The following is a 21,270-nucleotide window of genomic DNA, read 5'->3' on the forward strand; positions in this document are numbered from 1 at the left end:
ATATAAATGACTGATATAGAAATAGAAACACATCCCTTACAACCTTTTCTCTCTTCTAATGCAAAGCTGTTAATGTTAGGAAGTTTTCCACCGCCGCAAAGCCGTTGGAAAATGGATTTTTACTATCCGAATTATCAAAATGATATGTGGAGAATATTTGGTCTAATTTTTTTTAAAGATAAAAATCATTTTTTAGATTTACCAAATAAGAATTTTAAGGAACAGCATATTCGTGACTTCTTGACCGAAGTTGGCATTGGAATATCTGATACGGCTTATCAGGTGAAGCGACTACAAGGTAATGCATCGGATAAGTTTTTAGAAATCGTTACACCTACAGATTTATCAAAATTGCTTGAGCAAATGCCATTGTGTCATACCATCATGACCACAGGTGATAAAGCAACAGATACACTAATGCAGCATTTTCCAGAGCAATCGAACAAGCCAATGATAGGGCAGTCTGTGCAGGTTAAACATCTTGATCGGGAATTGAATTTATACCGACTACCATCATCATCACGGGCATATCCATTGGCTTTAGAGAAAAAAGCAGATGTTTACCGTCAATTATTTATGGAAATAGGATTAATCTAGTAGCTGTTTACATCATCCATTCAACAGGAAAGTAAGTCACAACATTCATTGTAAATCTTTGAAAGGGAGTACTTTCAGGATCATGAGAATGCTTAATAATTTCGCCATCTTGTTTATGTTCGTACCAAATGATATTTCCATTTTCATCCAGTCCGAGTTGATAGGCAATTTGTAGCAAATGTTGGTCAAGCATTTCAGTAATTTGGTTTTGTAGTTGATCAGATTCAACCACCAAACCGACCTCGGTATTTAACTGAGCCGATCGTGGGTCAAAGTTAAAAGAACCAATAAAAACTTTACCATCTACATCGAAAAATTTTGCATGTAAGCTTGAACGATTTTTACCTTTTACTGGAATGACGCTGCCTGTGGCAACTTCATACCAAGTCCTTTTCTTACGTTCGATATTCGGTTTAAACTCATAAAGCTGTACATCATTTTCTAAAAGAGATTTTCGATATCGACTATAAAAAGAATGAACTACGGCGACATCATTGGCAACTAGACTGTTGGTCAATACACGAACCTTGATACCGTTATTTGATAATTGATTTAAGTATTCAGTACCACGTTCGGTGGGTACGAAATATGCTGAAACCAATTCCATATGCTGTTCAGGTTTTCCCATAATTTTTAAGACCTGAGAATACAAAAGATCCTGTTGCTCTGCTTGTCCAGTGACTTTGTTGGGGTGATCTGCCACAAAATGCGCTTTGGCCCATTGAATAGGGTGGTTTTGAAGTCGGATTTTTAAATAATCTTGAGCCGTTTCCAATTTATTCTCTGTTAAAGTATTTTTTTCATCTAAGGCTTGATAGCGCTGTTTAATTTGTTCGAATTGTTGATTTGTTCCTTTACCAATTAACTGTTCAGTTGAATAACTTAAGTCGCTATTCCAAAACGCATTGAATATTTCAACTGCATGATCAACCGAAGATCCATAGAATAAAATATCCATATCACTAAACTGAAATTGTTCACTTGCTTCAAAATACTCACTACTAATATTACGACCACCTGTCACAGCAATTGATGAGTCAGCAATCGTGAGTTTATTGTGCATACGATGGTTGATCTGTTTGAACCGAAAAATATAATCAATAAATCGCAGATGTCTAAACTTATATGGATTGAAAATACGAATGTTTAAATTAGGATGCTGAGAAAGTGCTTTAAGGTTTTTATCAAGTTTTGTTCCATTTTGATCGTCGATTAATATACGGATTTTTACCCCGCGATCTGCAGCTTTAAGTAACTCATACAGCATCAAGTTACCGATAACATCATCATTCCAAATATAATATTGCAGATCCAGTTGATGTTTGGCATTTCGAATTAAATGCATACGAGAGGCAATACTTAGAAAGGCATCATCCAAAGCTAAAACAGCTGTTAAGCCCTGTTCAATGTTAAGCTCAGATTGTGGGTCATTTACCCATTTTGTTTTATTATCCAAGGGATTACTCCACTCATTATTTTGATTGGTTGGTAAAGTGCAACCATTCAGCCAGAACACGATTGCCAATGTAGTAACTTTAAAAAGGTATAAATTCTTTATCATTTCGTTATGAAGGCTAAATCCCTTTGTAATTTATATGTTATTGATTTTATATATCTCTAAAAAATTTTTATTTCTAAGGGTTTAATGTAACTAATCACCTTAATTCCATGTAAAAGTATTGCTATTGAGTAAGGGTACTATACTGGTGTATAGTATATTTTTGGATTTAATGTGATGACATTATGCCTAAACAATTTGAAGACAAGAAAAAGATTCTTACGCGTGTGAGACGAATCCAAGGGCAGGTTCAGAGTGTAGAACGTGCGTTGGAAAATGATGCCGAATGCGCTGATATTTTGCAGCAAATTTGTGCAGTGCGTGGAGCAATCAACGGTTTGATGACTGAGCTGCTCGAAATTCATTTAAAAGATACATTAGTTGTAGGTGATTCTTCAGAGTTGCAACGCAGCCAAGAGTTAACTCAAGTCAGTAAAATTCTTAAGTCTTATTTAAAGTAATATTAAGGAGCAATATTGTGATTAAATCTCGTGCAGCCGTGGCCTTTGCCGCAGGCGAACCATTACAAATCGTAGAACTTGATGTTGAACCACCAAAGGCAGGCGAAGTCCTCATCAAAATTACTCATACTGGTGTATGTCATACTGATGCCTTTACGTTATCTGGTGACGATCCTGAAGGTGTTTTTCCAGCAGTATTGGGTCATGAAGGTGCAGGGGTTGTCGTTCAAGTTGGTGAGGGCGTTACGAGCGTTGCGGTGGGTGACCATGTTATTCCTCTTTATACCGCTGAATGTAAGGAATGTTTATTCTGTAAATCTGGTAAAACCAATCTTTGTGTTGCGGTCCGCGCGACTCAAGGTAAAGGTGTGATGCCTGATGGGACAACCCGTTTTTCTTATAATGGTCAACCGATTTATCACTATATGGGATGTTCAACCTTCAGTGAATATACGGTAGTCGCAGAAGTTTCTTTAGCTAAAATCAATCCAGAAGCAAACCATGAACAAGTGTGTTTGTTAGGCTGTGGCGTGACGACTGGAATTGGTGCAGTACACAATACTGCTAAAGTTCAAGAGGGCGATAGTGTTGCTGTATTCGGTTTAGGTGGTATTGGTCTTGCTGTTGTGCAAGGCGCACGTCAAGCCAAAGCTGGACGTATTATCGTGATCGATACTAATCCAGATAAATTTGAACTTGCAAAACAGTTTGGTGCGACTGATTTCTTAAATCCTAAAGATTATGATCAACCTATCCAACAAGTTATTGTTGAAATGACAGGTTGGGGCGTAGATCATTCTTTTGAATGTATTGGTAATACCAATGTGATGCGCTCTGCTCTGGAATGTGCACATCGTGGTTGGGGTCAATCTGTAATTATTGGCGTAGCGGGTGCAGGTCAGGAAATCTCAACTCGCCCATTCCAATTGGTGACAGGTCGTAAGTGGATGGGTACTGCTTTTGGCGGGGTAAAAGGGCGTACTCAATTACCTAAAATGGTTGAAGATGCAATGAATGGTGAAATTCAACTTGAGCCATTTGTAACACATACAATGCCATTGGATGACATTAATGAAGCTTTTGATTTAATGCATGAAGGCAAATCAATTCGTACGGTTATTCACTTCTAATTATTAACGTTTAGATTTGATGATGCTTTTGCATCATCAAATCTCAATAATGAAGCGTTTCAAAGCCACATTTCAAAAAATACCTAAAATATAGATGCTCTCATGATCAAGATTTTTGGTCTGCTCAAAGCTGATTACTGACAATGATCAAATTGATAGCTTTAATTTCTCAACTTGTAAATCCAAGAAAAACTTTGCTCTAAAACTAAGCTTAATTTCTTAAATCTAATCGCGTCTTGCTGGATTGTGGCGCAACTGCATTAAAACAAAGCCTTTTTAGCACCATTACTTAATCTGTAAGTTTAAAAATTCATGATGAATAAAGTAATTAATTGAATTTTATATAAAAAATAAACTGGCACACTTTCTGCATTTAATTATCCAAACTTGTATACAAGATGGGATTCATAAAATGCATGAGATAAAAACTTTAGGTTGGACAATTTCAGAGTGGCAAATAGCTTATTCGAAAAATGAGATCCAACTTGATACTTTAAAAGATTTGGTTGCATCAATTGATCCTCAAGACAATGCGTGGATTTCAATTGCGACGGTGGAACAGATTGAACAGCAAATTCAAGTTCTCAATGAATTAACTAAAGAAGCTGAAAGTTTAGCAAAACAATTTCCACTCTACGGTGTTCCATTTGCAGTTAAAGATAATATTGATGTTGCTGGGTTTGTAACTACCGCAGCTTGTAAAGCTTTAACTACTGTTGCAGCAGAAGATGCTGAAACAGTACGTTTGTTAAAACAAGCGGGAGCAATCGTAGTTGGTAAAACCAACCTTGATCAGTTTGCAACAGGTTTAGTAGGAACTCGTTCTCCATATGGTGCTGTTGCAAATACATTTAATTCTAAATATGTCAGTGGCGGTTCAAGTTCAGGTTCAGCAAGTGTGGTTGCTCGTGGATTTGTTCCATTTGCATTAGGCACAGACACCGCAGGTTCAGGGCGTGTACCCGCAGCGTTTAACAATATTGTTGGGCTGAAACCAACCAAAGGGCGTTTTTCAAATCGTGGGTTATTGCCAGCATGTAAAAGTCTAGATTGTATTTCGATCTTTGCCTTAACGGTTGCCGATGCAGATCTAGTCGCTCATCAAATCGAAGCCTACGATGCTCTGGATAGTTATTCACGTAAGCATCCAAAGAATGTGCCAGCGCATTTCTCTAGCAAATTAAAATTTGCCATTCCAGAAAAGCTAAATTTCTTTGGAGATGAACAAGCTGAAAAAGCATTTCAGCAAACAATCCAATTACTTGAGTCATTAAATGCTGAAATCACTAAAATTGATTTTTCAGATTTTGAGCAACTGGCAGCGCAACTATATCAAGGTTCATGGGTAGCAGAACGTACCGCAGCCGTTGAAGATTTACTGAAAGCTAATCCTGATGCATTTGATCCAACGGTATTAGAAATTATTAAAAACGGCGAAAAATATTCAGCGATGGATGCCTACAATGCAGAATATTTAAAACAAGATTTAGCTCGAAAAATCCAACAAAGATTGGCTGATTTTGATGCCTTAATTGTTCCAACCGCACCTACAATTTATACCATTGAGCAGCTTCAACAAAATCCGATTGAATATAACGCTCATTTGGGAACATATACCAATTTTACCAATTTAGCCGATCTCAGTGCGCTTGCATTGCCAGCAGGATTTAGAGCTGATCATCTACCGTTTGGAATCACTCTAATTGCGCCAGCTTGGCACGATGCGGCATTGGTTCATTTTGGTAAAGCTTGGCAAAACTATCTTGCACTGAAATTAGGAGCATTGGATAAAGCTCTGCCTTTAAGTTCTGCTACGCCTATTTCGCAACATCATATTCGTGTTGCAGTCGTTGGTGCTCATCTAACAGGTATGCCATTAAATTTTCAATTAACCACACGCGATGCCGTGCACATCGAAACCACAACAACTTCTAAAAACTATGCGCTTTATGCTTTGAATGGAACAGTTCCGCCGAAACCCGGCTTAGCACGTCAGCAAGATGGACAAAGCATCATTGTTGAATTGTGGGATGTTCCTACTGCTCGATTTGGTGAATTTGTGGCAGAGATTCCAACACCTTTAGGGATGGGCAATGTCGAATTACAAGATGGGCGCTGGGTGAAAGGTTTTATCTGTGAGCCTTATGGCATAAATGATGCAGAGAATATTAGTCATTTTGGTGGATGGAGAGCTTATATCCAGCATCGTAACAGCCAAGCAGCAAACACAGCGAATTAATTGGGGGGGAAATCATCATGTTTAAAACTGTACTTATTGCAAACCGTGGTGAAATTGCTGTTCGAGCGATTCGCACACTTAAAAAATTAGGTATAACCAGTGTTGCTGTGTATTCGGATAGTGATCGTTATGCGCAACATGTCGAAGATGCTGATATTGCGATTGGATTAGATGGTTTAAAACCAGCCGATACTTATTTGAGTATTGAAAAATTAATTCAGGCAGCTAAACAAACTGGCGCGGAGGCAATCTTTCCAGGTTATGGCTTTCTTTCTGAAAGTGCAGATTTTGCTCGTGCTTGCGAAGAAAATAATATTGCTTTCATGGGACCAACGGCTGAGCAAATTCTAGAATTTGGTCTAAAGCATCGTGCTCGTGAATTAGCTGCTGCTGCCAATGTACCAATGACACCGGGAACTGGATTGTTGGATAGCTTAGAAGAAGCACTGATTGCCGCAGATCGTATTGGCTATCCAATTATGTTGAAAAGTACTGCTGGCGGTGGTGGTATTGGTTTGACTCGTTGTGATTCGCCACAAGCCTTGACCGACGCTTACGAAAGTGTAAAACGTTTGGGCGAACAGTTTTTCAAGGATGCAGGCGTATTTATTGAATGCTTTATTGATAAAGCGCGTCATGTTGAAGTACAAATTTTTGGTGATGGAAAAGGGCAAGTCGTTGCCTTTGGTGAGCGTGATTGCTCTTTGCAACGTCGTAACCAGAAAGTGGTAGAGGAAACGCCTGCGGCAAATTTACCTGAAGCGACACGAAAAAAACTACATCAAGCAGCGGTAGAACTGGGTAAATCCGTTAATTATCGTAGTGCAGGAACAGTAGAGTTTATTTACGATGCCAATCGAGATGAGTTTTATTTTTTAGAAGTGAATACACGCTTACAGGTTGAGCATCCAGTCACTGAGATGGTTACAGGCTTAGACTTAATTGAATGTATGCTCAAAGTGGCTGCTGGTGATGAACTTGATTGGACATATCTCAACAATATTCAGCCTAAAGGCGCAGCGATTGAGGTTCGTGTTTATGCTGAAGATCCTGTTAAAAATTTCCAGCCTAGTCCCGGTGTACTGACAGAAGTTGCATTTCCAGAAGGTACACGTGTTGATACTTGGGTGAAAATGGGCACAGAGATTTCTCAATACTTCGACCCGATGATTGCCAAAATTATTGTACATTCTGACGATCGTGCTAGTGCTATTGAAAAATTAAAGCATGTATTGGCTGAAACTCGATTGAATGGCATCAGCACAAACTTAGATTACGCACGTGCCATCGTTTCAGATCAGCGTTTTGAATCTATGCAAATTTGGACAAGAATGTTGGATGATTTCAATTACACGCCAAACGTGATTGAAGTGGTTCAAGCAGGGACTTTAAGTTCAATTCAAGATTATCCGGGTCGTACAGGTTACTGGGATATTGGTGTACCGCCATCAGGTCCCATGGATGATTATGCATTTCAGCTTGCCAATCGTATTGTTGGAAATGATGCTAAAGCCGCAGGTTTTGAGTTTACCTTAGTTGGACCGACTTTAAAGTTTCATACAGATACAACCATTGCTTTGTCGGGTGCAAGCTGTACTGCGTTGTTAGATGATCAGGAAATTGATTTTTGGAAACCTGTTGAAGTTAAAGCAGGACAAATTCTAAAAATCGGTCAAGTTGAATCAGGTTGCCGTACATATTTAGCGGTACGAAATGGTTTGGATGTTCCTGTTTATTTAGGTAGTCGTTCTACCTTCGCACTTGGTAATTTTGGTGGTCATGCAGGTCGTACCTTACGTGTCGGCGATATGATTAAAATGGTTGATCCAGCATTTGCTAGTGCAGAATTGCCACTTGCACATGATGAACCCCAAGCGTTATCGGCTAACTTGATTCCTGAATACACTAATGAATGGGAAATTGCGGTGTTATATGGTCCGCATGGTGCACCAGATTTCTTTAAACCTGAGTACGTAGAAGAGTTTTTTGCTTCGGAATGGACAGTGCACTTTAACTCAAATCGTTTAGGCGTGCGTTTGTCAGGACCAACGCCAAGCTGGGCAAGAGAAAATGGTGGTGAAGCAGGTCTACATCCATCGAATGTCCATGACTGTGAATATGCAATCGGTGCAATTAACTTCACAGGCGATTTCCCTGTGATTCTGGCGAAAGATGGTCCAAGTTTAGGCGGTTTCGTTTGTCCTGTGACGATTGCCAAAGCAGAACTTTGGAAAGTGGGTCAGCTTAAAGCTGATGATAAAATTCGCTTTTATCCGATTAGTGTTGAACAAGCCAATGAACTTGAACGTCAGCAAATTGAAAATATCCAAAACTTTGCTGAAGCAAGCAAAGTTGTAGAAACGATTGAGCCAATTCAAGAGGTTGTGAGTACGATTTTGGCACAACGTGAACCAACTGAATTGTCGCCAAAAACAGTGTATCGTCAAGCAGGTGATAGTTATATTCTCTTAGAGTATGGTGACAATGTTCTGGATTTAGCTTTACGTTTACGTGTGCATCAACTGATTCAAATGATCCGTGATGCAAAAATTGCGGGTGTATTGGAGCTGTCACCGGGTGTTCGTTCACTACAGATTAAATACGACGGCTTAGTAATTCCACAATCACAATTGATTGCTCACTTACTTCAACTTGAAGAGGAAATGGGGGATTTAAGTCAATTAAAAATTCCATCTCGTATCGTACATTTGCCAATGGCATTTGAAGATAGTTCGACTTTAGGAGCTGTAGAACGCTATCAAGAAAGTGTTTGCTCTAAAGCACCGTGGTTGCCAAATAACGTTGACTTTATCCAACGCATTAATGGTTTGGCAGATCGGAATGAAGTTAAAGATATTATTTTTGATGCGAACTATTTAATTCTTGGCTTGGGTGATGTGTATTTAACTGCACCTTGTGCCGTGCCAATCGACCCACGTCATCGTTTACTGAGTTCTAAATATAACCCAGCTCGTACTTTTACAGCAGAGGGAACAGTTGGGATTGGTGGTATGTACATGTGTATCTATGGCATGGATTCACCGGGCGGCTATCAATTGATAGGACGTACTTTACCGATTTGGAATAAGTTTAAGAAAAACAAACAATTCGGTGATAAGCAATGGTTCTTACAATTCTTTGATCAAATCAAATATTTTGAGGTGACAGAAGAAGAACTGAATCAATGGCGTGCTGACTTTGAAAATGGTTGTGCTGAGATCAAGATTGAAGAAACAGAATTCGATTATGCGGATTATGTAAAATTCTTAGAGAATGAAGCTGAAAGTATTGCCGAGTTTAAAGTTAAGCAACAACAAGCATTCACAACTGAAGTGGATCGTTGGAAAGAGGAGTTTGCAGCTCAGCCTGTAGAACAGATTCAAGAAAATAACCATGCTGATTACAGTCATTTAGCATCATTAAATGCATCGATGACAGGTAATATCTGGAAAATTTTTGTTGAACATGGTCAAGAGGTTAAAAAAGGTGAAACTGTTGCTATTATTGAAGCAATGAAAATGGAACTTCCTGTTTATGCAGAAGAAGATGGCATTGTAAAAGCCATTATTTGTAGAGCAGGGCAAACCGTACATAGTGGTGAACCACTGGTTTATATGGAATAAGGCAAGGCTGCATGAAAGAAATCAAAATAAAAACTACAAAAAGCTCAGACAATTTGTCTGAGCTGGTTTACCAACGCATCAAGAATGATATCTTTGATTTCAAACTGATGCCGGGTGAACGTTTCACTGAATCTGAAGTTGCAAAAGCTTATGATGTAAGTCGTACCCCAATCCGACAAGCACTATATCGTTTGCAACAAGAGGGTTATGTGGATGTGAGTTTTCGTAGCGGTTGGCAAATCCGACCGCTTAATTTTCGATATTATGAAGAACTTTATGATGTGCGGATCGTATTAGAAAAAGATTCCATTCGTAAACTTTGTCAGATGGATCATCAAAATTCGGTTGAATTATCGGTTCTAAAAGATTTATGGATGATTGAACCTCATCAATATCTAAAAGATATTAAACAACTGTCACAACAAGATGAGGATTTCCATTGCGCTTTAGTTCGTGCCTCTGGAAATAATGAAATGGCGAGAATTCATCGTGATTTGAGCGAGCGAATTCGTATTATTCGTCGTTTAGATTTCTCGAAAGATTATCGCATTGAAGCGACTTATCAGGAACATCAGAAAATACTGGGTTATATTTTTAATCGTAAAGTAGATGAAGCCATTCAGGCGATTGAAGCACATATTATGCAAAGTCGTGATGAAGTGAAAAAAATTACTTTACAGATGTTGGACTCGAGTCAGTTTTATTGATTTACGAGTTCACTAACACCGCATAATCTTTACTAAGGTTGTATAAGCCTTAGTAAAAACTCTTCATTCCATGCCTAATCCTGCATAAAACTAACATCTTTTATTCATTTTCTATTTAATAATAAAGATCAAATTTACAATCATCAGATGAAACATGAAGAATGATCAAATAATTACATAAATTTTTCTGAAACTTGTGGATAAAGAAAGCTTCTTTGCTACAGAGATAGATGGCATCACTTTGATGCGCGTTGATCACAACACGCCGCCACTAACCGTACTGCAAGAACCGACTCTAGTTTTTGTTTTACAAGTAAGCTTAAAGCCCCATTCAATATTGGGTTTTTTCTTGAGTAAACTTTAAAATCTGTAAGCTAGCTGACAAATCGTGTCCGCAATATTGATTATGTTAGGAAAGTAGCAATAAACGAACAGATAGTTAGAGTTGATCAATGAAAATATGTATTTATGGTGCAGGCAGTATTGGATGCTATCTGGGCGGTAGACTCGTTGCTGCAGGTTATGACATAGATTTTATTGTTCGTCCTAAAACTCAGCAAGAACTTCAAACTTACGGTTTAACCGTTTCAGATTACACAGGATTCAAGCAAACCGTTCCTGCAAATCAATTCCAAATGAGCATTGATCCCAATGCAGCAGCTCATGCAGATATTATCTTGGTTTGTGTGAAATCAGCATCTACTGAACAAGTTGCTTTTGAATTAAAAGATATTTTAAAGAAAAAGACCATTATTATCAGTTTTCAAAATGGCTTAAGTAATGTGGGAGTTCTAAAACGAATTTTAACAGACCACACTATACTCGAAGGAATGGTACCTTTTAATGTCGCAGCTTTGGGAAATGGTAAATTTCATCAAGGAACAGATGGTGTTTTGTATGTAAAAAGCCATAAGCAATTGGCTGAACTCGTGCTTGCATTTCAAAAAGCAAAGCTAGAAATTCAGTTAGAACAAGATATGCAAGCTGTACAATGGGCAAAATTATTGTTGAACTTAAATAATTCAATCAATGCACTATCACAACTTCCACTGAAGCAACAATTATCTATTCGAGAATATCGTCAATGTTTAGCACTTGCCCAATTAGAAACATTAAATCTCTTAAAAATAGCCAAAATCAAGCCAGCCAAACTAACACCCATTCCAGTACAATTTATTCCTAAAATTTTAAAACTACCTAATCCTATATTTAAGATTATCAGTAAGAAAATGCTCGCGATTGATCCACTTGCACGTTCTTCGATGGCTGATGATCTAATGGCTGGAAGAAAAACTGAAATCGATTGGATCAATGGCGAAGTTGTTAATCTAGCGAGCCAATTGAATTTGACAGCACCAATTAACCAAAAATTAATTGAGCTGGTAAAACAAGCAGAATCACAGCCGAAAGCATGGTCTGGATCAAAACTTAAAGCACAGTTAATGCAATTGTGATTCGATTCTCCATAAAAAAAAAGCGTATAGCATCGCTATACGCTTTTCGATAAGAAATTTAGATTAGACCGCTTTTGTTGTCTCTTGTGGTCCGAATCTTGTTACCCAAATTCCAAAAATCGTCGCAAAGATATACATGAAGATTGAATACACAGCAGCAGGCATTGCGATGGTGGTACTAGCCATAACTGTGAGTGCAATGGTCATCGCCAATGTACTATTATGAATCCCGATTTCAAATGCACATGCACGTGCTTGATATGAACTGATACCAAGCATACGTGGAACGAAATAACCCACCATTAAACTAATTGCACAGAAAAGTGCAGTTGCCAAACCAATTTGTCCAATGTAATTCATCAGATTTTCGCGCTCAGTAATAATTGCACCTAGAATAATGATTACGAGAAAGATCACAGCAAAGATACGGACTGGACGGTTAAGCTTTTCAGCAAAATGAGGTGCGTAATGACGAATTAACATCCCGATACCCACAGGCACCAAAATAATTAAAAATACCTGCATCACTTTTGAAAACTGCAAACCAACTTGCTGACCTTCATTCATAAAATGAAGAATAGAAAAATTGACAATAAAAGGAAGGAATACGGCTGCTAGCACAGCATTAATCGCTGTTAAACTAATATTGAGCGCAATGTCACCCTTATATAAATAGCTAAATAAGTTTGCTGTTGTTCCTCCAGGGGAAGCCGCAAGTAGCATTAAGCCAACAGCCAATAATGGTGGTAAAACTAAGATTTTACAGATTAAAAAGGCAATCCCTACCAATAGAACCAACTGACAAAATAAAGCGATAAAAATGACTTTTGGTTGTTTACTAATCCGAGTGAAATCTTTTAATGTTAATTCTAAACCCAGTCCAGCCATAACTATTGCTAAAGCAATGGGTAAAAAAAGTGTGATCAACCCTGAATCCATATTTGTTTCTTCCTTTTAATAAATATTATTTGCACGAATAGATGTTGTTTCATCGTGCCCAATAAGAAATCGAATCCTTTGATTTCTTATTGCTCTTGGGAAAGCAGACACGAAGAAACAACATATTTAAAGAACCAATATTATATGCATGTGAATTTAGTTATTTTTCCTAAATCATTTCACTTATTTAATACTACGCATTTTTCTATCGGATTTTGTCTACTTTACGACAAATTTATAAAAATTTAATGCAATAATTTTAAACTTAGCATTCATATATAAGGTTTGGTTACATTTTTACAACCATTCGTAATGTTGACAGGTCTGTCTGACAAAAGAAATAAAAAATGTGAATAAGGCGGTATTTGATCCTCAGATTAGACGTCAGTATGAATAATAATATTTATTTTTATCATATAGATAAAGTGAAATTTTCAATAGAATAGAGATTTTAATTGATATAGTTAATAATTATTGTTTTCATTTAAACACTGGAAAATTAATTGACCTAAATGCACAAGTGTACTGAAATTATGGTCAATGACACTAAATTACATCGAGAAAGATAATTCTCGCCAATTTGATATGCGTAACCATTCATTTGTCTTAAATAAGTGAAAGTTACAGAAATCTTTAAGTCGAAATAAAAGAATTTATATTACAAATTTTGGAATGAAATATGGACGTCGTAGCACGTGTGGAGGCTGAGGAAATAGAGACCAAAGTGCAAAAAAAGCAAAAAGTCACTTGGATCGTTTTTTCTTTACTTTCGCTATTTTTATTAATTGGGGTGATGTATTACTTTTTTGTATTTCGATTTTATCAATCTACAGATAATGCCTATGTTCAGGCTGATCTCACTTGGGTGATGCCAAAAGTTACGGGTGAAGTTGTGGAACTGGTGATTGATGATAATCAATATGTCAAAAAAGGTGACACTTTAGCGATACTCGATCAGCGTGATTATCAAGCAAGATTTAACCAAGCAAAATCCTTGGTCACCTTAAAAGAAGCGGCACTTGTCGTCCAAGAGCAAAATGAAAAATCAGCACAATCTTCTATTCATGAAGCAAATAGTGGGGTACTTGCTGCTCAAGCAGATTTATCACGTCTAAAAAAAGATTTTTTACGTTATCAAGACTTGTTAAAAGATGGTGTGATTACGCGACAGAATTTTGAAAGTATTCAATCCCAATATTTATCTGCACAAGCTCAGCTTAGCCGTGCATTGGCAGGGGTAAATGCTGCAGAAGCACAATTTGGTAGTTTAAAAGCCAGTCGAGCGCAATTGCTTGCAGATATTCAAAATGCGAAGGCGAGTTTAGATCTCTTTCAGATAGATTTAGCATCAGCAAAGATTATAAGCCCTGTCACTGGCAAAGTAGGAAGTTTGGCGATACAGAAAGGTTCTCGCGTAAGTCCTCAAACTCGTTTAATGGCGATTATTCCTGAAAATAGTTTATACGTACAAGCTAATTTTAAAGAAACACAAATTGAAAAAATGCATATTGGGCAGTCTGTCATCTTAAAGCTCGATGCTTATCCAAGCCTATCTTATACAGGAAAAATTGAAAGTTTCTCTCCTGCATCGGGGGCCACTTTTTCGCTTATGCCTCCAGACAATGCCACAGGAAATTTTAATAAAGTCGTACAACGAATTCCTGTACGCATTGCGATTGATCCAAGTCCCCATACCGAACTTATTAAACCAGGTATGTCCGTCAAAGCCACCGTCAATTTAAAAACTTAACCATCGCGATTTTAGGGAACTAAATATGGATAAGCATTTAGATGAGGAATGGAAGTTCCCGACTAAAGTCGCGTGGGTCATTTTTACTGCCATGATTTTTGGCAATTTTATGGCGATTTTAGACATCCAGATTGTTGCGAGTTCTTTGAATGAAGTTCAAGCAGGCATGAGTGCGAGCCGTTATGAAGTAACTTGGGTTCAAACGGTGTATTTGATTGCTGAAATTATTGCGATTCCGATGTCTAGCATTATCTCGAGAGTTTTATCGACTAGGATTTATTACACCCTTTGTGCTGTAGGCTTCACGATCAGTTCTTTACTTTGTGCGATGGCATGGAATTTAGAAAGTTTACTGGTATTTCGTGCGATACAAGGTTTTATGGGGGGAGGAATGATTCCAACCTCTATGACAGCTCTGTATTTACTTTTTCCCGAAGCAAAACGTGCATTACCTTTGGTTATGTTTGGAATGATCAGCACCTTAGGACCTGCGATTGGGCCTACTATTGGTGGTTGGTTAACAAATAGTTTTTCATGGCACTGGATGTTCCTGATCAATATTATTCCTGGAATCATCATTGCAACCATTATTTTTTCTGGACCAGATATTGATCGCGCGGATCATAGCTTACTGAAAAAAATGGACTGGATCAGCCTTATTGCCATGGCAATGTTTTTAGGCGGTTTGGAATATTTCCTCGATGAAGGTGCTCGACATGAATGGTTGGTGGATACTGGTGTACGGACTGCATTTTTGATCTGCATTGCAGGGGGATTGATATTCTTCTATCGAAGTTTTACACAACCTAAACCTCTGTTGGACTTGAGTGTGTTTAAAAATAAAAACTTTACCCTAAGTGCCATTATCACCTTTGTGATTGGTATGGCGCTCTATGGTTTGGGATATATGATCCCCGTTTTTCTCGGACAAGTACGAGAAATGAATAGTAGCCAAATCGGACATATCATGATGGTCACTGGTGTGGTGATGTTCTGTTTTGCTCCATTTCTAGCATGGTTAATACCAAATTTTGATACCAGAAAAACCGTATTTGTTGGGATGATCATGGCTGGATTTGGAGTTTTGCTCAACTCGCATCTGAGTATTCATAGTGATTATGATTTTATGTTTTGGCCGCAAATTTATCGGGGCATTGGCCTGATGATTTGTTTGATTGTCGTCTCACATCTGGCGATGAGCACGCTGCCCTTAAACAAGATTGCGGATGCTAGCGGGATTTATAACCTGATGCGTAATATCGGTGGGGCGGTCGGATTAGCATTAATAAACTCATCACTAGATTGGCTCACGGCATTACACGTTACGGAATTAAATCAATATATGACCCCACAAAACTGGATTTTTGTGGAGCGTTTAGAACAACTGACAGCTCAATATCAGGAAGTGGGTTCAAATGCTCAGCAGATTGCACTGAGTATTATTTATCGTGACATCCATTATCAAGCATTGACATCAAGTTTTAATGATTTACTGCGTATGCTTGCAATCATTATGTTTATTGCTGCCTTTCTCACATTTTTTATGGACAGGGGGGAGAAAATGAAAGTTTAAAAAAATATCTGAGGGTAATTTTCCTAAAAAGGAAAATGTATTTCACATAAAAATAATATTTATATAAGTATCAAGCTGTCTTGGGGACGAGAATACTTATATAGGTTTAAAGGTTATATCTTATGATTAAGACAACATATAAGCTTATTTCTAAATTAAACAGCAAAGAAGCAACTTATGGGCAATACGTTGAAAAAGAGAAAATTGATCTTGCTCAGCTAAAAATGATGTATTCGATTTATGAGCAATACTATGAAAATACAAAATTCTCTATCTTTGCGGATGACTTTAAAAAGAAAAGTGGTGCAATATTAATTTTTAATTCAAAAACTGATGAAATAGTTGGCTTCTCAACAGTTGCTGTTCAACATTTTTATTTTGAAGGAAAAGATTATACCGTTTTATTCAGTGGAGATACGGTTATTCTGAAGGAATATTGGGGAACGCGTACTTTACAAAGTGCAATGTTGAAATTCATGATGAAACTTAGAGTTAAATACCCATTTAATGAACTCTATTGGTTATTAATCTCAAAAGGCTATAAAACTTATTTATTATTAGCCAATAACTATTATGTATATTATCCAAATATGCAAGATGAGAACCAACATCTGGCGGCAGTCGTTGATCATTATTGTGAGAATTTCTTCAGTGAATATTATGATAAAGATATTGGATTATTAAACTTTGGTGATGATTATCAGCCTTTAAAAGGTGAAGTTGCGCCAATTACTGATGAAATGAGAATAAAAAATCCTAAAATCGAATTTTTTGAGCAACTTAATCCAACATGGACAATCGGCACAGAATTACCATGTATAGGAAGGTTAGGTTGGAAAGATTTAGCTCGTTTTCCTGTGAAGTTAATTTCAAAACCGATGAGCAAGGGACGTTGTGAAGCAATTATCACAAAGCAAAACATCCAAACTGGAGTTTCAAAATGAAAAATGGACAATGGCTAAGCTCAGGATCACATTTTATTTTGAAGCAGTGGTGTAAAGCAACTGATAGAAAGTTTAGAAAAAAAGCAAATCAACTTGAAGCGACCCAACGTCAAATTCTTAGTTCTATTTTACAGTCTTCAACTTTAGCGATTGAAAATCGAGTTGTGAATTATGAGCAGTTCGTAAATGCTTTTATGCCAAGTCGTTATGGTGCATGGCGAGAAGATATCCATCTATATCGAGAAGAAAAACGTGTACTTTCAAATAGTAAGTTGATTCGTTTTCAACCTACCAGCGGCTCTAGTGAACAAATAAAATTTATTCCCTATACTCAACAATTTTTAAACGAGTTAGATCAAGCCATTGCAACATGGCTGGCAAGCTTATATCGAAAATGCCCTCAGCTCCAATCAGGAACCCATTATTGGTCAGTTTCGTGGTTACCTGAAAGTCAAAGAGAGATTTTAAAAGATAAAAATCTAAACGATGACAGCGCATTGTTAGGATTGGGGAAACGGATTTTATCTAAGTTTACGCAAGCGGTTCCAAGCAATGTTGCGTTTGCTTCAAATGCGGATGATGCTTTGTTTGCTACAATTTGTTATCTCGTTGCAAATCGCAATCTGGCAATGATCTCGGTGTGGAGCCCAACCTTCGCTTTACAGCTACTTGATCGTTTGCAAAATATGCAACAAGAAGTGAAAGATGTTTTAGCGACAGGGACATGGGGGAATCGAGCATCCTCCTTACAACAAGTTCAAGCTCCACACTGTCCATATAGTGCTGAGTGTTTGAGCATGAGCATCGTTGATGGGCAAATTGATTTTCAAAAACTATGGCCACGTTTAAGTTTAGTTTCTAGCTGGGATACGGCAGGCTCAAAAGCATGGGCTGATGTATTAAAAACTAGATTACCTTTCGTACAATTTGAAGGTAAAGGATTATGGGCGACTGAAGGTGTTGTAACAATACCCTATCAGGATCAATATCCACTTGCTTACCAAAGTCATTTTTATGAATTTGAATATTTAGAAGGCGAGCAACGTGGTCACGTTGTGCCATCGTGGAAGCTCAAGCTCGGTGATGTCGTTAGTCCGATCTTAACTTCTGGTAATGGCTTATTAAGATACTGTCTTGATGATTGCATTCGCGTCACAGGTTTCTTAGAACAAGTCCCATGCTTTGAGTTTTTGGGTCGTCGTTTTGGTGTTGATCTTGTAGGTGAAAAATTAGCGCCTGAAACAGCCCAGCAACTTTTATCTCATCTAAATCAAACCCAATCGAAGGCGATTTCTTTACTGGCGATTGATACACAACAACAAACAAAACCTTTTTATTGTGTCTTATTTGAGGGTGATATTCATCGCCAGATTGATCATGAGTATATTGACCAGATCTTACGGCAAAATTTCCATTATGAGCTGGCTCGTAATTTAGGGCAGTTGGATCAACCGCAAATTCGACAAGCAGATAATGGTTGGGATGCTTATAAAAAACTCGTGATGTTTGACGGTATTATTGAAGGTAATATCAAGCCTGAGCCTTTGAAGAAAATTAGCCTGAGCAGTTTAGAGCAGCTATGATACAAGGGATGAACCGGATGATGCGACTGGCACATCGAATTACTAAATATCAATATTTAATGCTTTCTAGTATTTTAACTATAACGAGTTCACTCAATGCCATGACTTTAGATCAGGCATTGAGTGCCAGTTTAAAGCATGAAAGTCGTCTAGAACTGAGTCGCTTAGATGTAAATCGTTCCACTGCAATGTTAGAACAAGCGAAGCAACGAGATGGTCTTAAAATTAATCTCGTCGGTCAGTTGGACTATGAAAAAATTGAAACACCTGAAACAGTGTTATTTCCCACTGAAGGTAATCGGCGAGGGCGTAGCCTGCAACTTCAGTTAGATTACCCGATTTATACTTCAGGTCGGCATCGTTTAGGTGTAGACGTCGCTAAAAGTCAAGTCGCGGCTCAACAGCAATCTTTTTCTGATCGTAGATCAGAAACGATCTTAAATACAGTGATGGTTTATACCGATGTATTGAAGAAAAAAGCTATCCTCGATTTGAGAAAGAAAACGCTTACCAACTTGCAGCGTTCGCTATTCGAATCACAACGTCGGTTTGATGTCGGTATGATTACCCGTGCAGATTTGGCTCAAGTCTTGGCACAAGTTGCTCAAGGGCAAGCCGATGTGACTCAGGCGCAATCAAATCTTAGTATCAGTGAGGCACAGTTTTATCAGATTACGGGTATTTACCCAGAACATTTGGCTAAAGTTGATCAATTACCAAGGGTTACACTGACTCTAGATGAAATTTTAGCTAAAACCAAAAATCATCCAGCACTGATCCAAGCCAAATATGAGAAACAAGCTGCCGAACAACAATTTGCGCTTAGCAAAAGAGAGTTATGGCCGACTGTGATGCTGACCAGCCGTGCAGGAAAGCAAGAAGAGGCCAGTTATATCGGCTCTGAAAGTAATAACTATATGTTTGGAGTACAGTTAAATGTGCCTTTATTCGATGATGGATTAAATCGTGCGAATGTACGCAAAGCCCAGGCGGATGTGGATTTAAGTCATCAGAAGATTAGAAGTTTAGAGCTGGATTTAAACCAACGAGTACAAACCACCTATGCCCAGCTTTTAAGTGTTCGGCAAAATAAAAATGCACTTCAAAATGCTATCGATGCAGCAGAAATCGCATTGTTATATACACGTAAAGAATTTGAATTGGGCACAAAAACGACTTTTGATTTACTTAATACCGAACAAAAATTACTCGATGTGAAAACACAAAAAACGGTGAATGAGCAAGATGAGATCGTTTTTGTTTATCAGTTATTGGATCAAATGGGTGAGTTAAATCAATTGTTCACAACACAGCATCAAAAATAAGGGAAATAATAATGAACACAAGCCCAGCCAGAGAACATCCTGAAAGTCATCTTGTGACAAGGGAAGCAACGCTAGAGGATGATCATGCCCTAAGAACATTGATCGCTGTACCCATGACTACCCGAGGGATTCAGATTAGTTTTCAACGTGAACCAAGCTATTTCAAAGCCTCTGATATCCTGTATAAACATAAATTGCATGTTCTGATTGAGGATAAAGAAAATCAGAAAAAAGTTGCCTGCTATAGCAATGGTTATCGACCATGTTATGTTAATCGAGAGATACAAAACTTTCGATATGCAAGTGATTTACGTGTTGATCATCAATATCGCGGAAAATCTCTAGTGAAAATGCTAGGCGCTCATGTCGAAAAAAATATGCATGATCCTAATTTTAGTCAAATGATTATTTTTGATGATAATCATGCTGCACGTGCGGCTATTCAAACACCTAAAACTGGCATGCCTGATTATTATGATGAAGGATTGATTGAGACATTAACATTAACGAGTTTAGGCCGACTGAGTAAACTAAAAAAATATATACAGGCTCAAACGTCGAATTATGAAACTGCTGATGAGATTTGGTCCTGCACTGCTGGGATTGAACATATTGCTGCAATGAATGCTTTTGTGACGGAAATGTCAGATTATTATAATTTTATGCCTGCATATAATTTTGAAGAATTGGCTGAAGGGAATTGTTATTTTTCTGGTTTAAAACTCTCGGATTTTTTACTTTATTTTCATAATGATAAAATCGTAGGAATGTTTGGGTTATGGGATCAACATGGTCTTAAACAAACCAAGATATTGCATTACAGTCGCATGATTGGATTGTTTCGTCCGATTTATAATTTATGTACGATTTTTAGCAAAAGTTTAATTTTGCCAAAACGTGGTGACTCTGTGAAATACCATGTATTACATAGTTTATTGTGTCATCCAAGCGCTTTGTTTTTGCACCATCGTATGCTCACCGATGCTTATCAGCGTTCCAAGCAACTGGGGATCGGCGCTGTAAGTTTTACCTTGTCCCATCAAGATCCCCGTTATCAGCTCAATCAATTTTATAAGGGAGAGCGTTTAACTGGAATGCATGGTTTTATTAGTTTTCAAGGTGATCCTCGCCCCAATTTTGACAAAAACTTAATCCCATATCTTGAGGTGGGACGGATCTAGCATAAATTGAACAGACTGCAAAATATTGAGTATTGAGCAGTCTTTTCAGAAATGAATGTTTTAAGCTGCTGTATTTCTGGACAGATTCCGGTTAAATCACTTCGAAATACAGACAAAAGTTATCAATTTCATAAAATACTTCTATAATAACGCCCATCATTACGAGTTGCAGAGCGCATGTCATCTCGACAATCTCTTGCGACTAC

Annotated in this window: 15 protein-coding genes and 1 pseudogene; 14 read left to right on the top strand and 2 right to left on the bottom strand. The window is 37.8% G+C overall.

The genetic code is table 11. The annotated features are described in order from the left end of the window. The first annotated feature begins 6 nt into the window (after positions 1 to 6). On the top strand, positions 7 to 597 hold the full coding sequence (locus tag DK207_RS11450; protein ID WP_109441289.1) for a uracil-DNA glycosylase family protein: 591 nt from the start codon (positions 7 to 9) through the stop codon (positions 595 to 597). 7 nt (positions 598 to 604) lie between these two features. Here the strand turns inward: DK207_RS11450 and DK207_RS11455 are convergent, their stop codons facing one another. Continuing rightward, on the bottom strand, positions 605 to 2,158 hold the full coding sequence (locus DK207_RS11455) for a phospholipase D family protein (RefSeq protein WP_109441290.1): 1,554 nt from the start codon (positions 2,156 to 2,158) through the stop codon (positions 605 to 607). Between the two features lie 182 nt (positions 2,159 to 2,340). Here DK207_RS11455 and DK207_RS11460 point away from each other — a divergent pair, with 182 nt between their 5' ends. The 7 genes and pseudogenes from DK207_RS11460 (at position 2,341) to DK207_RS11490 (ending at position 11,769) form a co-directional block, all read left to right on the top strand. Continuing rightward, entirely contained in the window at positions 2,341 to 2,616 is a 276-nt protein-coding gene (locus tag DK207_RS11460; RefSeq protein ID WP_109441291.1) for a metal/formaldehyde-sensitive transcriptional repressor, read from the top strand. Between the two features lie 20 nt (positions 2,617 to 2,636). Further along, on the top strand, positions 2,637 to 3,746 hold the full coding sequence (locus DK207_RS11465) for an S-(hydroxymethyl)glutathione dehydrogenase/class III alcohol dehydrogenase (protein ID WP_109441364.1): 1,110 nt from the start codon (positions 2,637 to 2,639) through the stop codon (positions 3,744 to 3,746). 412 nt (positions 3,747 to 4,158) lie between these two features. Next, positions 4,159 to 5,985, top strand: coding sequence for an allophanate hydrolase (gene atzF / locus DK207_RS11470; RefSeq protein ID WP_109441292.1), 1,827 nt, complete (start codon positions 4,159 to 4,161; stop codon positions 5,983 to 5,985). A 17-nt stretch (positions 5,986 to 6,002) separates the two neighbouring features. Then, entirely contained in the window at positions 6,003 to 9,608 is a 3,606-nt protein-coding gene (uca, locus tag DK207_RS11475; RefSeq protein ID WP_109441293.1) for an urea carboxylase, read from the top strand. A gap of 11 nt (positions 9,609 to 9,619) precedes the next feature. Further along, positions 9,620 to 10,315, top strand: coding sequence for a GntR family transcriptional regulator (locus tag DK207_RS11480; RefSeq protein WP_109441294.1), 696 nt, complete (start codon positions 9,620 to 9,622; stop codon positions 10,313 to 10,315). Between the two features lie 181 nt (positions 10,316 to 10,496). Next, a pseudogene (locus tag DK207_RS11485) lies at positions 10,497 to 10,628 on the top strand (AraC family transcriptional regulator); the annotation flags it as partial. 139 nt (positions 10,629 to 10,767) lie between these two features. Beyond that, positions 10,768 to 11,769 carry a 2-dehydropantoate 2-reductase gene (locus DK207_RS11490; protein WP_109441295.1) on the top strand — a complete coding sequence of 334 codons (1,002 nt, stop codon included), beginning with the start codon at positions 10,768 to 10,770 and terminating at the stop codon, positions 11,767 to 11,769. 63 nt (positions 11,770 to 11,832) lie between these two features. Here DK207_RS11490 and DK207_RS11495 read toward each other — a convergent pair whose 3' ends face one another. Next, complete coding sequence (locus DK207_RS11495) at positions 11,833 to 12,708, bottom strand: bile acid:sodium symporter family protein (RefSeq protein WP_109441296.1); 876 nt, start codon at positions 12,706 to 12,708, stop codon at positions 11,833 to 11,835. Positions 12,709 to 13,387: 679 nt separating this feature from the next. Here DK207_RS11495 and DK207_RS11500 point away from each other — a divergent pair. The 6 genes from DK207_RS11500 to DK207_RS11525 all read left to right on the top strand — a co-directional run bounded on the left by DK207_RS11500 (position 13,388) and on the right by DK207_RS11525 (position 21,064). Continuing rightward, positions 13,388 to 14,458 (top strand): HlyD family secretion protein, encoded by a 1,071-nt coding sequence (locus DK207_RS11500; protein ID WP_109441297.1) that lies wholly within the window; start codon positions 13,388 to 13,390, stop codon positions 14,456 to 14,458. 25 nt (positions 14,459 to 14,483) lie between these two features. Further along, on the top strand, positions 14,484 to 16,031 hold the full coding sequence (locus DK207_RS11505; RefSeq protein WP_109441298.1) for a DHA2 family efflux MFS transporter permease subunit: 1,548 nt from the start codon (positions 14,484 to 14,486) through the stop codon (positions 16,029 to 16,031). A gap of 122 nt (positions 16,032 to 16,153) precedes the next feature. Beyond that, positions 16,154 to 16,975, top strand: a complete 822-nt coding sequence (locus tag DK207_RS11510) for a hypothetical protein (RefSeq protein ID WP_109441299.1) — start codon at positions 16,154 to 16,156, stop codon at positions 16,973 to 16,975. Continuing rightward, entirely contained in the window at positions 16,972 to 18,558 is a 1,587-nt protein-coding gene (locus tag DK207_RS11515; RefSeq protein ID WP_109441300.1) for a GH3 family domain-containing protein, read from the top strand. Before DK207_RS11510 ends, DK207_RS11515 begins: the two co-directional genes overlap by 4 nt. Positions 18,559 to 18,575: 17 nt before the next feature. Then, complete coding sequence (locus DK207_RS11520; protein ID WP_109441301.1) at positions 18,576 to 19,883, top strand: TolC family protein; 1,308 nt, start codon at positions 18,576 to 18,578, stop codon at positions 19,881 to 19,883. Between the two features lie 11 nt (positions 19,884 to 19,894). Next, complete coding sequence (locus DK207_RS11525; protein ID WP_109441302.1) at positions 19,895 to 21,064, top strand: hypothetical protein; 1,170 nt, start codon at positions 19,895 to 19,897, stop codon at positions 21,062 to 21,064. Positions 21,065 to 21,270: the final 206 nt, after the last annotated feature.

Source organism: Acinetobacter haemolyticus (assembly GCF_900406815.1).
In the GTDB taxonomy this organism is placed as follows: Bacteria; Pseudomonadota; Gammaproteobacteria; order Pseudomonadales; family Moraxellaceae; genus Acinetobacter; species Acinetobacter haemolyticus_A.